Origin of the sequence: Kocuria turfanensis, from assembly GCF_001580365.1 — a bacterium.
Taxonomy (GTDB): Bacteria; Actinomycetota; Actinomycetes; order Actinomycetales; family Micrococcaceae; genus Kocuria; species Kocuria turfanensis.
Map to the genome: position 1 here is coordinate 762,129 of NZ_CP014480.1, position 13,635 is coordinate 775,763.

Here is a 13,635-nt window from a genome sequence, read left to right on the forward strand (position 1 = left end):
GGCCGCCCGCGTGTGGTGCGACCACGCTACTCCCGCTCCTGCAGGGCCGGACAGAGGATCGGGCCATGTGACGGCCCGGGAACCCGGCAGGAGGGCGGCACGAGTCCGGGCCCTGCCGTGACCAGGAGTACCGGTCCCGCGACGGCGAAGGACCCCGACCGGCGGGTCGGGGTCCTTCGGGGTGCGTCGGCGGGCTGGCGCTCAGCCCTGGCCGGCGGGCCGGCCGCTGGTGAGGTCCTCGGCCTTGACACCGACGCCCACGACGGTCGGCCCGTGGCCGGCGGGAGCGCGCTGCGGAAGCTCCGCGGCGGTCGTCGCCTCGTGCCGCCCGCCCTCGGCGGCGGCCGCCTGACCGGCGGTCACCTGGGCCTCCCCCGGTCGGGCGGCCGGGGCCGAGGCACGGCGGGAGCGCCGGCGCGGACGCGCCGGCTCCGCGGGCGCCTCGGCCGTCGTCCCAGCCGGTGTCCCGGTGGAGGGCCCGGTCGGGGGCACGGCCGGGGCCTGGCTCGTGGCCTGCCGCTCCCGGGCGGGGGTCCGCGCCGGCTCGGCCCTCTCGTCCTCGGGCTCGGCCGCGGGAGCACCGGCGTCGTCCGCCGGCGCGGCGGTCCGCTGCTCCGGTGCCCGCTGGTCGAAGGCCTCCGCCAGCGAGTCCAGGCTCAGTCGGGGCGCCTCGGCGGGCTCCTCGGCGACGGGCGCGTGGCCCTGCGGGAGCTCGATGACCTCGCCCTTGATCGTCAGGCGCGAGCCCTGCTCGGCTGCGGGCTCCTCGACGGCGGGCGCGGGCTCGGCCGGGGGTCGGGTCTCCTCCGTCTCCGGCTGCTCGGCGGCGGTCTCCGCGCCCTGGCCGCGGTTGCGGCTGCGCTTGCCGCGGCGCTTCTTCCGCGAGCGCCCCGAGCCCTCGGGGCGGGACTCCGCCGGGGCGGCCGGCTCCTCGGCGCGGGGCGTCTCCGGCTCCTCCGGGGTCTCGTGGTGGGTCGCGGCCGCGATGGTCGCGAACGCCGTGCGCGCGGCCTCGGCCTTCGCCTTCTCCGCGGGATCCGGCTCGGCGGTCCGGGCCTCCGGGCGGGCGGGCTGCTGCTCGCCCTGGCCGCGGCGGCTGCGCTTGCGGTCGGTGCGGTTGGGCCGCTGGTCGCGGATCTCGCCCGGGACGCCGCCGGTGCGGCCCTCCAGCGGGTGGTCGTGCACGACGACGCCGCGGCCGGCGCAGTGCTCACAGGGCTCGGAGAACACCTCGAGCAGGCCGGTGCCCATCCGCTTGCGGGTCATCTGCACCAGCCCGAGGGAGGTCACCTCGGCCACCTGGTGCTTGGTGCGGTCCCGTCCCAGGCACTCCACCAGGCGGCGCAGCACGAGGTCGCGGTTGGACTCGAGCACCATGTCGATGAAGTCGATGACGATGATGCCGCCGATGTCCCGCAGCCGCAGCTGCCGCACGATCTCCTCGGCGGCCTCCAGGTTGTTCTTGGTGACGGTCTCCTCGAGGTTGCCCCCGGAGCCGGTGAACTTGCCGGTGTTGACGTCGACGACCGTCATGGCCTCGGTCCGGTCGATCACGAGCGAGCCGCCCGAGGGCAGGAAGACCTTGCGGTCGAGAGCCTTCTCGATCTGTTCCTCCACACGCTGGTTCACGAACAGGTCCTCGTCCTCGTCCCACTTCTGGAGCCGGTCGAGCAGGTCCGGCGCGACGTAGGTCACGTACGCCTCGATGTTGTCCCACGCCTCGTCGCCCTGGACCACCATGGTGGTGAAGTCCTCGTTGAAGACGTCGCGGACGGTCTTGATGGTCAGGTCCGGCTCCGCGTACAGCATCTCCGGGGCCAGGGTCTTGGTGGAGCTCGCCCGTTCCTGGATCTGCTCCCACTGGGCCCGCAGCCGGTTGATGTCGTGGGTGAGCTCCTGCTCGGAGGCGCCCTCCGCGGCGGTGCGCACGATGACGCCCGCCCCGTCCGGCAGGCGGTCCTTGAGGATCTTCTTCAGCCGGGCGCGCTCGACGTCGGGCAGCTTCCGGGAGATCCCGGTCATCGAGCCGCCCGGGACGTAGACCAGGTAGCGGCCGGGCAGGGAGATCTGGCTCGTGAGCCGGGCGCCCTTGTGCCCCACCGGGTCCTTGGTGACCTGCACGAGCACCGAGTCCCCGGACTTCAGGGCGACCTCGATCCGGCGCGGCCCGCCCTCGAGGCGGGAGGCGTCCCAGTTGACCTCGCCGGCGTAGAGCACCGCGTTGCGGCCCCGGCCGATGTCGATGAACGCCGCCTCCATGGAGGGCAGCACGTTCTGCACCTTGCCCACGTAGACGTTGCCGATCAGCGAGTCCTGCTGCGTGTGGGAGACGAAGTGCTCGGCCAGCACGCCGTCCTCGAGGACGCCGATCTGGATCCGGTTGTCCTTCTGCCGCACGAGCATCCGCCGTTCGACGGACTCGCGGCGGGCGAGGAACTCGGCCTCGGTGATGACCTGCCGGCGGCGGCCGGTCTGGCGGGACTCACGCCGACGCTGCTTCTTGGCCTCGAGCCGGGTGGAGCCCTTCACCGCCACGACCTCGTCGACCGTGGCGCTCTCCGCGGCGCGCGGGGCGCGGACCCGCGTGACGGTGTTGGGCGGGTCGTCGTCGCTGCCGCCCACCAGCTCCATGTCCACGTCCCCGCGGCGCCGGCGACGGCGCCGGCGGCTGGTCACGCCCCCGCCGGTGCCCTGTTCGGCCTCCTCGGCCTCCTCGGCGAGCTCGGCCGCCTCCGCCTCGGCCCCGTCGCCCGGGTCCTCGGCGGTCGCGTTCTCCTCCTGCTGCCGGCGCCGGGCCTCGCGGCGGCGGGCCGCCCGCTGCTGCGCGGCCTCGCGCAGCTCGTCGAGGTCCGGGGCGTGGAACATGAGCGAGGTCGCGGTGACGGCGGCCGCCAGCGGGGTGTCGGACTCCTCCGGCTCCTCGGCGTCGCCGGTGTCCTCCTGGCCGGAGCCCTCCGGGCTCGGCACGGGGCCCCCCTGGGAGACCTCCTCCGCGGGCGGAGCGGCGGTCCCGGCGGCAACGGTCTCGGCGGGCTCCTGGCCGGAGCCCTCCGGACCCCGCGTGGAGCTCACCGCGGGAGCCTCCTCCGAGGGCGCGGCAGCGGCCTCGGAGGCAGCGGTCTCGGCGGGCTCCTGGCCGGAACCGTCCGGGTCCCGCGTGGAGCTCACCGTGGGAGCCTCTTCAGCGGGCGCGGCAGCGGCCTCCGGGTCGTTGCGGTGAGAGCCCGGCGCGGAGCCCGTGCGGGGGGCCTCCTCCGCGGGCGCGGCAACGGCCTCGGCGGTGTCCTCGGCGGTGTCCGCTGCGCGGTCATCGGCGGACGGCGAGCCGCCGGCCGCGGGGACCGCGTCCTGGTCCGCCGGCGCGGCGCTCACGCCGAGGTCCTGGGCCTCACCGGCCGGCTCGATCTCCTCGCCGGCCAGGGCGGCCCCGGGCGTGCCCGGTGCGGGGCGGCTCGGCGCGGAGACCTCCTCGGCCACCGAGCCCGGCGTCTCGTCGCCGGGCACGGCGGTGCCCGGCGCGACGTCGAGGGTGTCGGTCCCGGCGGCGTCGCCGCGCGCCGGGGCGGGCGACTGCGCTCCGGCGGGCTCGTCGAGGACGTCGCCCGGCGTCTCCGCCAGGGTCCCGGGGGCGTTGTCGCCCGCCGGGTCCACGGCCGCGGGTTCCGGGCGTGCGTCGTCCGATGTGTTCTGCTGACCAGCGTCCAGGGCGTCCTGCGCCCCGTCCTGGTTCACCTGTTCGGCATCCATATACAGCTGTGCTCCATGCCGCGGTACGCCGTCCGTACCCGGTCCCCGCAGCGGCTTGGTCGGCGTTTCGCCGGTGGGGTCCACGCGGCGGCCAGAAGTCCTGTGCGTACCCGCCGCGTCCCGCACGCCACGCGAACGGGCGGGGACGGCAACGAGCCAGTCCGGGGCTCCGAGCCGCTGCTCGCAAGGGCAACGGTCTTGGGCCGGCGGCGGACGCGCTCAATCCGATGAGAGCCGCGGGTCCTGCCGACCGGCGTCGAAGTCCGGCTGGGCCGAGATTCCGCGTACGGGCGGGCTCGACCGTGGTCAGTATCTCACAGACGCCCGGTTCCGACCCGGATTGTCCTCGTCACGGCCCGCAACCGGCCCGCCGGGCTCCCCGGGAACTCCGGGGAGCATCCCCTAGGATCGGGCCTGTGACCACCTCTGCCTCAGCCCTCGACGACTCCCCCGCCCAGCGCTCCGAGCCCGCCGCGCGCGCCGACCGGCGCTGGGGTCTCGTGGCCCTCATGACCGGACTGCTCGGCTTCTACGGCGCGGCCACGCTGGTCTACGAGCGGGTCCAGCTCTTCCTCGACGCCGGCCACCGCACCAGCTGCGACATCAACTCCTGGCTGTCCTGCGGCACGGTCATGCGCACCCCGCAGGCCGAGGCCTTCGGCTTCCCCAACCCCTTCATCGGCCTCGTCGCCTACGCGGTCGTGGTGGCCGTGGCCCTGGCGGTGCTGGCCGGGGCCCGGTTCGCGGCCTGGTACTGGTGGGGCGTGCAGATCGGGGTGACCCTGGGATGGCTGTTCGTGCTGTGGCTGTGGTACCAGACCACGTTCGAGATCAACGCCCTGTGCCTGTACTGCATGCTCGTCTGGGTGATGCAGACGGTGCTGGTGGTGCAGACCACCGCCCGGAACCTGCGCGCGGGTGTCCTGCCCGCCCCGGCCGCCGTGGCGCGCGGGGCGGAGCAGTGGGCGTGGTTCGCGGCCGCCGCGCTGCTCGTGCTGATCTTCGGGACGGTGCTGATCCGCTTCGCCGGCGTCATCTTCCCGGCCTGATCTGCCCGGCGTGCTTGTTCCGGACCGACCCGCGTCGCCCGCCCGGGCGCGGCGCCGGACGACGGCGGCCACCACGGGGCCGCTGAGCATGAACTGCACCAGCGGCTCGAAGAAGGGCTTGCCCCGGTTCGGCGGACTCCGGGGAGTCCGAGCCGTGCACGATGTTCTGCTGGACCTTCTGGCCCCAGTCCCGGCCGAGGTCGCCGCGGATGGTGCCCGGCGCGGCGGTGGTCGGCTCGGTGGTCCCGGCCAGCGAGCGGAAGCCCTCGATCACCCGGTCGCCCTCGACGACGGCGGCCACCACGGGGCCGCTGAGCATGAACTGCACCAGCGGCTCGAAGAAGGGCTTGCCCCGGTGCTCCGCGTAGTGCTCCTCGAGCACGGCGCGCTCCGCGTGGAGCAGCCGCAGGTCGGCCAGCCGGTAGCCCTTGGCCTCGATCCGGGCGAGGACCTGGCCGGTGAGGCCGCGGGCCACCCCGTCGGGCTTGACGAGGACGAGGGTGCGTTCCGTGGTCATGAGGATCCTTCCGGAGGACGGGTCTGGGATGTCGGTGCCCAGCCTATCCGTCCGGGTGCTCGCGCTCCCACTGCGCCTGGGCCGCGTCGCGGGCGGCGTTCTCCCGGTCCAGCCGCGCTCCCGTGCGCACCGCGTACCACCACGCCAGGGCGGAGAGCACGCCCACCACGAACATGGCCGGGAGCACGAAGCCGGTGGCGATGAGCACGACCTGCAGGACCCAGCCCAGGGGGTACCCCCAGGAGCGGCCCAGCACGGCCGGGGCCAGCAGGAGGACGACGGCGAGGACGCAGCCGCCCGCGAAGATCGCCGTGCGGGTGCTGTCCTCCAGCTCGCGGCCGAGGACCCCGTAGGCGGTCAGGGCGGCGAAGAAGGCGATGAACGCCTCCATGACCAGCACGGAGGAGGCGAACATCGTGCGGATCGAGCGGCGCGGGCGGGGCTGCCCGGGACGCCACTCGCGCTGGGCCTTGGTCATGCGTGCCACGGGGAACGGTTCCTCTCCTGCGGATGGGCCGGTGGATGAGCCCGGGGACGGGCCGGCGGTGCGGCCGGCGGGTGCGGGGCGCGGGGCGCGGTCACAGGCCCAGCAGGGTCCGGGCCTCGCCGACCACCGTGATCGACCCGGTGACGAGCACGGCACCGTCGAACTCCGGGCGGCCGGCCGCGTCCTGGACGGCCTCGGCCACGGCGTCGTCGAGCGTGCCCACGGCGTGCACCACGTCCTCGGGGAAGCCGAGGTCCACGGCCAGCTCCGCGAGCTCCTGCGGGTCGACCGCCCGCGGCGACGAGGAGCGGGTGAACCAGAACTCGGTGTGGAACTCCTCGTACTCGTCCAGCAGCACCCGCAGCATCGCCTCGGCGTCCTTCTCGTGGAGCACGCCCACGACCAGGTTGAGCTTGCCGAAGGTGAAGGCCTCCTTGAGGGCGGCGGCCGCGGCGGTGAGCCCGTGCGGGTTGTGCGCCGCGTCGAGGATCACCGGCGGGGCCTTCCGGGCCAGCTCGAGGCGTCCCGGGGACGCCACGGCGCCCAGGCCGGCGCGCACGAGCTCGGGGTTGAGCTCCTTGTCGCCGCCGCCCAGGAACGCCTCCACGGCCGCCACCGCGGTCGCGGCGTTCTCCGCCTGGTGGACACCGAACAGCGGCAGCAGCACCTCGGGGTAGCGCCCGGCCAGGCCCTGCAGGGAGAGCACCTGCCCGCCGACGGCCGTGGCGCGGGACTCCACGCCGAACTCGACGCCGCCGAAGCGGAACGGGACCCCCAGCTCGCGGGCCCGGCTCAGGAGCACCTCGGCGGCCTCGGGGGCCTGCGGGGCGGAGACCAGGAACCCGTGGGGCTTGAGGATCCCGGCCTTCTCCGCGGCGATCTCCCCCACCGTGTCGCCGAGCATGTCGGTGTGGTCGAGGTCGATCGGGGTGACCACGGAGACCGCGGCGTCGGCCACGTTCGTGGCGTCCCAGGAGCCGCCGATGCCGACCTCGAGCACGACCACGTCGACGGGCGCGTCGGCGAACACGGCGAACGCGAGCGCGGTGACCGTCTCGAAGTAGCTGAGCCGGGGCTCGCCGCGCTCGGCCAGCTCGGCGTCGACGAACCCCAGGTACGGGGCGATCTCGCCGTAGACCCGCACGAACGTCTCGTCGTCGACGGGCTCCCCGTCCACGCTGATCCGCTCGGTGACCCGGGAGAGGTGCGGGCTCGTGTAGCGGCCCACGCGCAGGTCGTGGGCCAGCAGCAGGGCCTCGATCATCCGGGCGGTCGAGGTCTTGCCGTTGGTGCCGGTCAGGTGGATGACCGGGGCGGCGCGCTGGGGCTCGCCGAGCACCTCCATGGCCCGGCGCATGGCGTCCAGGCGCGGGGCCATCCGGTTCTCGGGGGCGCGCTCCAGCAGCCGGGCGTAGACCTCTTCGACGGTCGAGGCGTCCCCGGCCTCCGCGAACGGGGCGCTCACGCCTGCACCGTCCCGGCGCCGGTGGTGGCCGGGCTGGCCGCGCCGAGCACGGCGACGTCCACGGAGGGCTCGCCCACCCGCAGCTCGAGCTCGGTGGCCAGCGTCTCGCCGGCCACGAGCGCCCGGTGGGCCTCCAGGGCGGCGACCGTGCGCTCGTCGGCGGTGACCACGGCGCGGATCCGGTCGGAGACCCGCAGGTCGGCGTCCTTGCGGGCCTGTTGGATGGCCCGCACCATGTCCCGGGCGGTGCCCTCGGCCTCGAGCTCGGGGGTGAGCTCGGTGTCCAGGACCAGGAAGCCGCCGCCGGGCAGCACGGTCACGGCGCGGGAGCCGGCCGCGGCGTCCCCGGCCACGACCGTCTCCAGCTCGTACTCGCCCTCGTGCAGCACGACCCCGCCGGCGGTCACGGTGCCGTCCTCGGCGGTAAACCAGTCCCCGGCCTTGGCCGCCCTGATCACCGTCTGCACGCCCTTGCCCAGGCGCGGGCCCGCCGCGCGGGCGTTGACCTTCAGCTGCTGGGAGATGCCGAACTGCTCCGCGGAGGCCTCCGCAGCGTCGAGCAGGGTCACCGACTTCAGGTTGAGCTCGTCGGCGACGATGTGCTCGAAGGTGCCCGCGAGCGCGTCCCCGCCGGGGACGACGACGGTCATCCCGGCCAGCGGCTGGCGCACGCGCAGCCTGTGGGCCTTGCGCAGGGCGGAGCCGGCCGAGCAGATGCTGCGGGTGGTCTCCATCCGCTGCACCAGGGCGGTCTCCGCGGGGAACAGCGACGCGTCCGGCCAGTCGGTCAGGTGCACGGAGCGCCCGGCCGTGAGCCCGCGCCAGATCTCCTCCGTGACCAGCGGCAGCAGCGGGGCGGCCACCCGGCAGACGGTCTCCAGGCAGGTGTACAGGACGTCGAAGGCGACGGTGTCCTCGTCGAAGAAGCGGTCCCGGGAGCGGCGCACGTACCAGTTGGTGAGGGTGTCCATGTAGGCGCGCAGGTGCTCGGCGGCGCCGGAGACGTCGTAGCGGTCGAAGGCGTCCTTGACGTCGGTGACGAGCCGGCCGGTGGCCGCCAGCACGAAGCGGTCCATGACGTTGCCGGACTCGTGGCGGGTGCGCGCCTCGTACCCGGCGCCGCCGTTCGCGGCGTTCGTGTAGAGGCCGAAGAAGTGGTAGACGTTCCACAGCGGCAGCATCATCTGGCGCACGCCGTCGCGGATGCCCTGCTCGGTGACGACCAGGTTCCCGCCGCGCAGGATCGGGCTGGACATCAGGAACCAGCGCATGGCGTCGGCGCCGTCCCGGTCCAGGACCTCGTTGACGTCCGGGTAGTTGCGCAGGGACTTGGACATCTTCTGCCCGTCCGAGCCGAGCACGATGCCGTGGCTGATGACGTTGCGGAAGGCGGGCCGGTCGAACAGCGCCGTGGCCAGGATGTGCAGGGTGTAGAACCAGCCGCGGGTCTGGCCGATGTACTCCACGATGAAGTCGCCCGGGTTGTGGGTCTCGAACCACTCCCGGTTCTCCATCGGGTAGTGCACCTGGGCGTAGGGCATGGAGCCGGAGTCGAACCAGACGTCCAGGACCTCGGGCACGCGGCGCATCGTGGAGCGGCCCGTGGGGTCGTCCGGGTTGGGCCGGGTCAGCTCGTCGATCCACGGCCGGTGCAGGTCCACCTCGCCGCGGTCGTTGCGGGGCACCCGGCCGAAGTCGGCCTCCAGCTCGGCGAGGGAGCCGTAGACGTCGCGGCGCGGGTGCTCGGGGTCGTCGGACTCCCAGACCGGGATGGGCGAGCCCCAGTACCGGTTGCGGGAGATCGACCAGTCGCGGGCGTTCTCCAGCCACTTGCCGAACTGGCCGTCCTTGACGTTGTCCGGGATCCAGTTGATCTGCTGGTTGAGCTCCACCATCCGGTCCTTGATCCGGGTGACCTCCACGAACCAGGAGGACACGGCCCGGTAGATCAGCGGGTTCCGGCAGCGCCAGCAGTGCGGGTAGGGGTGCTCGTAGGTGGCCTGCCGCACCAGCCGGCCCTGGGCCTTGAGGTCCCGGATCACCGTGCGGGCCACGTCCTTGTCGAAGACGTTGCGCCCGGCGATCCCGGCCAGCGGCGCGCCCGGGGCGAGCCGCTCGTCGGCGAAGGTCCGGTGGAAGACCCCGGACTCGTCGAGGGAGAGCACCACGGGGATGTCGTAGCGGGCGCAGACGTTCTGGTCGTCCTCGCCGTAGGCCGGGGCCTGGTGGACCAGCCCCGTGCCGTCGGTCGTGGTGACGTAGTCGGCCACCACGAACTGCCAGGACGTGCCCGTGCCGAAGCGCTCGGCGTCGGCGTAGTAGTCCCACAGCCGCCGGTAGCGCAGCCCCTCGAGGTCGGCTCCGCGGTGGCGGGCGGTCACGGCGGCCGCCGCCGCGGCGGCGGGGTCCTCCTCCTCGCCCCAGCCCAGGTCCTTGGCGTAGGCGCCCAGCAGCTCCTCGGCGATGAGGAAGCGCCGGCCCGCGAGCTCCCCGGCCCCGGGGACCACCGCGTAGACGATCTCCGGGCCCACGGCGATCGCCTGGTTGGTCGGCAGCGTCCAGGGCGTGGTGGTCCAGGCGAGGGCCTCCACCCCGGCCAGCTCGGCGGCCAGCTCGGGCCGCACCGCCCAGGAGGCGTCGTCGAGCACGGGGAAGGTGACGGTGACGGTCTGGTCCTGGCGGTCCTGGTAGACGTCGTCGTCCATCCGCAGCTCGTGGTTGGACAGCGGCGTCTCGTCCTTCCAGCAGTAGGGCAGCACGCGGTAGCCGGAGTAGACGAGGCCCTTGTCGTCGAGCGCCTTGAACGCCGCGATCACGGACTCCATGTACTCGGGGTTGAGGGTCTTGTAGTCGTTGTCGAAGTCGACCCAGCGCGCCTGGCGGGTCACGTAGTCCTGCCACTCGGAGGCGTACTTCATCACGGAGGACCGGCAGGCGTCGTTGAACGCCGCGACGCCCATCCGCTCGATCTCCTGCTTGTCCGCCATGCCCAGCTGCTTCATGGCCTCCAGCTCGGCGGGCAGCCCGTGGGTGTCCCAGCCGAAGCGGCGCTCCACCCGGCGGCCCTGCTGGGTCTGGTAGCGGGCCACGAGGTCCTTGACGTAGCCGGTGAGCAGGTGGCCGTAGTGCGGCAGGCCGTTGGCGAAGGGCGGGCCGTCGTAGAAGACGAACTCGTTGGAGCCGTCCCGGCCGGGATCGCGCTGGTCCACGCTGGCCTGGAAGGTGCGGTCCTGCGCCCAGTAGGCGAGGACCCGCTCCTCGACGGCCGGGAACGCAGGGGCCGCGGGCACGCCGCGGGCGGCGGGGTCGGTGGTCGCCTTGGGGTAGACGGGCTGGTCTGGCACGGGGTCCATCCTCGTTCTGACGTCGGTGCTGCTGGTGCGGGTCAGGGAGCAAGGACGCTGCCGGCCGGTCGCCCGGGGCGGAACGCGGTACCACCTCGCTTGCGGCCCGCTCCCCCGGAGGAGGCGCGGGCCGCCGCTCGTTGACTGCTGTGACGGGCTTACCCGTTCGGTTCTACTGGGGCCCCTCCCGCGACGGGCGGGGCCTGTTCTTCCGAAGGCTCCCCGGTGATGGCCGGATCGACGCCGTGATGACTGCCCCCAGCTTAACCCACGCGCGGGCCGGTGCCGAGGCCGGGGCCGCCCCGGGCCGGCCCCGGCCTCGTGAGAGACTGGTCGGCATGGCTGACAACACGCAGGGCACAGACACGCCCGCACCGACGACCGTGACCGTTCCCGACAAGCCCGCCCTGGAGGGACTGGAGCAGACGTACTCGCGGAAGTGGCGCGAGGAGGGCACCTTCGCGTTCGACGAGGACACGACCCGCGAGCAGGTCTACTCGATCGACACTCCCCCGCCGACCGCCTCCGGCTCCCTCCACGTCGGCCACATGTTCTCCTACACGCAGACCGACGTGATCGCCCGCTACCAGCGGATGAGCGGCAAGAACGTCTTCTACCCGCTGGGCTGGGACGACAACGGCCTGCCCACCGAGCGGCGGGTGCAGAACTACTACGGCGTGCGCTGCGACCCCGCCCGGCCCTACGTGGAGGGCTACCGCCCGCCGGAGAAGCCCGCGAAGAACCAGCGCGACTGGGACGTGGTCTCCCGCCGGAACTTCATCGAGCTCTGCGAGGAGCTGGCGGTCGAGGACGAGAAGGTCTTCGAGCACCTCTTCTCCACCCTGGGCCTGTCCGTGGACTGGACCCGCACCTACCGCACGATCGACGCCCGCTCCCGGGCGGTCTCCCAGCGCGCCTTCCTCGAGGACCTGGCCGCCGGCAACGCCTATCTGGCCGAGGCCCCCACCCTGTGGGACGTCACCTTCCGCACCGCCGTGGCCCAGGCCGAGCTCGAGGACCGGGAGCGGGAGGGCTTCTACCACCGGGTGGCCTTCCACCGGCCCGACGGCGGGACCGTCCACATCGAGACGACCCGCCCCGAGCTCCTGCCCGCGTGCGTGGCCCTCGTGGCCCACCCGGACGACGAGCGCTACCAGCCGCTGTTCGGCACCACGGTGCGCTCCCCGCTGTTCGACGTCGAGGTCGAGGTCCGGGCGCACCCGCTGGCCAAGCCGGACAAGGGCTCCGGGATCGCGATGATCTGCACCTTCGGCGACCTCACCGACGTCACGTGGTGGCGCGAGCTGGAGCTGCCGACCCGCGCGCTGGTCGGCCGTGACGGCCGCTTCGCGAGCGAGACCCCGGAGTGGATCGCCGCCGGGGCCCCGGCCGAGCACTACGCCCGGGTGGCCGGCAGGACGGTGTTCTCCGCCCAGCAGGCCGTCGTGGAGATGCTGCGCGAGTCCGGGGACCTGGTGGGCGAGCCGCAGAAGGTCGTGCACCCGGTGAACTTCTACGAGAAGGGCGACAAGCCCCTCGAGGTCGTCACCTCCCGCCAGTGGTACATCCGCAACGGCGGCCGCGACGCCGAGCGCCGCGACGCGCTGCTGGCGCGGGGCCGCGAGATGGACTGGCACCCCTCGTTCATGCGCTCCCGGTACGAGAACTGGATCGAGGGCCTCAACGGCGACTGGCTGATCTCCCGCCAGCGCTTCTTCGGGGTCCCGTTCCCGGTCTGGTACCGCCTCGACGGCGACGGCAACCCGGACTACGACGCTCCCGTCCTGCCCGCCCACGACCAGCTGCCGGTGGACCCGGCCGCCGAGCCCGCCCCCGGCTTCGACGAGTCCCAGCGGGACCAGCCGCACGGCTTCACCGGGGACCCGGACGTGCTCGACACCTGGGCCACGTCCTCGCTGACCCCCCAGATCGCCACCGGCTGGGCGTTCGACGAGCAGCTGCACGCCAACACGTTCCCGATGGACCTGCGGCCGCAGGGCCACGACATCATCCGCACCTGGCTGTTCTCCACCGTCGTGCGCTCGGAGTCGCTGGCCGGCACGGTGCCCTGGACCAACACCGCGCTCTCCGGGTGGATCCTCGACCCGGACCGCAAGAAGATGTCCAAGTCCAAGGGCAACGTGGTGGTCCCCACCGAGGTGCTCGAGAACTACGGCGCCGACGCGGTGCGCTACTGGGCCGCCTCGGCCCGCCTGGGCGCGGACACCGCCTACGACGAGGGGCAGATGAAGATCGGCCGCCGGCTGGCGATCAAGCTGCTCAACGCCTCGAAGTTCGTCCTCGCCCAGGGCGTCACGGAGGCGTCCGTGCTCGGCGCCGGGGCGTCCGCCGACGTGCTGACCGAGCCCCTGGACCGGGCGCTGCTCGCGCAGCTGCGCACGGTGGTGGAGCGCGCCACGCAGGCCTTCGCGGACTACGAGTACGCCCGGGCGCTGCAGCTCACGGAGCAGTTCTTCTGGACGTTCACCGACGACTACGTCGAGCTCGTCAAGGACCGGGCCTACGGGGCCCGCGGCGAGGCCGCTCAGGCCTCCGTGCACGCCGCGCTGGCCACCACCCTCGACGCCCTGCTGCGGCTGTTCGCCCCGGTGCTGCCCTTCGCCACGGAGGAGGTGTGGTCCTGGTGGCGCACCGGGTCCGTGCACCGGGCCGCGTGGCCGGCGGCCGACGCCTTCGCCGCGGCCGTGGACGGTGCCGACCCGGAGGTCCTCACCACCCTGGGCGAGGCGCTGTCCGGGCTGCGCAAGGCCAAGTCGGAGGCCAAGGTCAAGCAGCGCACCGCCGTGCGCTCGGCGACCATCACCGCCCCCGCCGCGGAGGTGGCCCGGCTCGAGGCCGGGCTGGACGACCTCCGGGCCGCCGGCAACGCCGACCAGCTCACGCTCGTGGCCGGGGACGAGGGCCTCAGCGTGCGCGACGTCGAGCTGGCCCCCGCCGAGGAGCCCGCGCGGTAGACGCCCCGGGCACGGAGGAAGCCCCCATGGGTCCGCCATGGGGGCTTCGTC

Annotated in this window: 6 protein-coding genes and 1 pseudogene; 2 read left to right on the forward strand and 5 right to left on the reverse strand. The window is 73.7% G+C overall.

What is annotated here, in order from left to right; genetic code table 11:
* Window positions 1–201 precede the first annotated feature (201 nt).
* The gene (locus tag AYX06_RS03485) at window positions 202–3,747 is read right to left on the reverse strand and encodes an Rne/Rng family ribonuclease (protein ID WP_084271430.1); all 3,546 of its coding nucleotides are present in this window, start codon (window positions 3,745–3,747) and stop codon (window positions 202–204) included.
* A 416-nt stretch (window positions 3,748–4,163) separates the two neighbouring features.
* On the opposite strand from AYX06_RS03485, the gene AYX06_RS03490 reads away from it, so the two are divergent.
* Window positions 4,164–4,796: a vitamin K epoxide reductase family protein gene (locus AYX06_RS03490; protein ID WP_062734515.1), complete on the forward strand. Its 633-nt coding sequence runs from the start codon at window positions 4,164–4,166 to the stop codon at window positions 4,794–4,796.
* A 127-nt stretch (window positions 4,797–4,923) separates the two neighbouring features.
* Here AYX06_RS03490 and ndk read toward each other — a convergent pair.
* The 4 genes and pseudogenes from ndk to ileS all read right to left on the reverse strand — a co-directional run.
* Window positions 4,924–5,313, reverse strand: a pseudogene (gene ndk / locus AYX06_RS03495) (nucleoside-diphosphate kinase); the annotation flags it as partial.
* A 43-nt stretch (window positions 5,314–5,356) separates the two neighbouring features.
* Entirely contained in the window at window positions 5,357–5,791 is a 435-nt protein-coding gene (locus AYX06_RS03500) for a DUF4233 domain-containing protein (RefSeq protein WP_084271431.1), read from the reverse strand.
* Between the two features lie 100 nt (window positions 5,792–5,891).
* Window positions 5,892–7,265 carry a bifunctional folylpolyglutamate synthase/dihydrofolate synthase gene (locus AYX06_RS03505; protein WP_062734520.1) on the reverse strand — a complete coding sequence of 458 codons (1,374 nt, stop codon included), beginning with the start codon at window positions 7,263–7,265 and terminating at the stop codon, window positions 5,892–5,894.
* On the reverse strand, window positions 7,262–10,609 hold the full coding sequence (gene ileS, locus AYX06_RS03510) for an isoleucine--tRNA ligase (RefSeq protein WP_084271718.1): 3,348 nt from the start codon (window positions 10,607–10,609) through the stop codon (window positions 7,262–7,264). The genes AYX06_RS03505 and ileS overlap by 4 nt, the downstream gene beginning before the upstream one ends.
* A 338-nt stretch (window positions 10,610–10,947) precedes the next feature.
* Between ileS and valS the strand changes: the two genes are divergently transcribed.
* Window positions 10,948–13,584 (forward strand): valine--tRNA ligase, encoded by a 2,637-nt coding sequence (gene valS / locus AYX06_RS03515; RefSeq protein ID WP_062734526.1) that lies wholly within the window; start codon window positions 10,948–10,950, stop codon window positions 13,582–13,584.
* Window positions 13,585–13,635: the final 51 nt, after the last annotated feature.

What these genes read in the sequence shown, in the direction of transcription:
- AYX06_RS03485 (WP_084271430.1), bottom strand. Translation starts at nt 3,747, where the DNA reads ATGGATGCCGAACAGGTGAACCAGGACGGGGCGCAGGACGCCCTGGAC.
- AYX06_RS03500 (WP_084271431.1), bottom strand. Translation starts at nt 5,791, where the DNA reads ATGACCAAGGCCCAGCGCGAGTGGCGTCCCGGGCAGCCCCGCCCGCGC.
- valS (WP_062734526.1), top strand. Translation starts at nt 10,948, where the DNA reads ATGGCTGACAACACGCAGGGCACAGACACGCCCGCACCGACGACCGTG.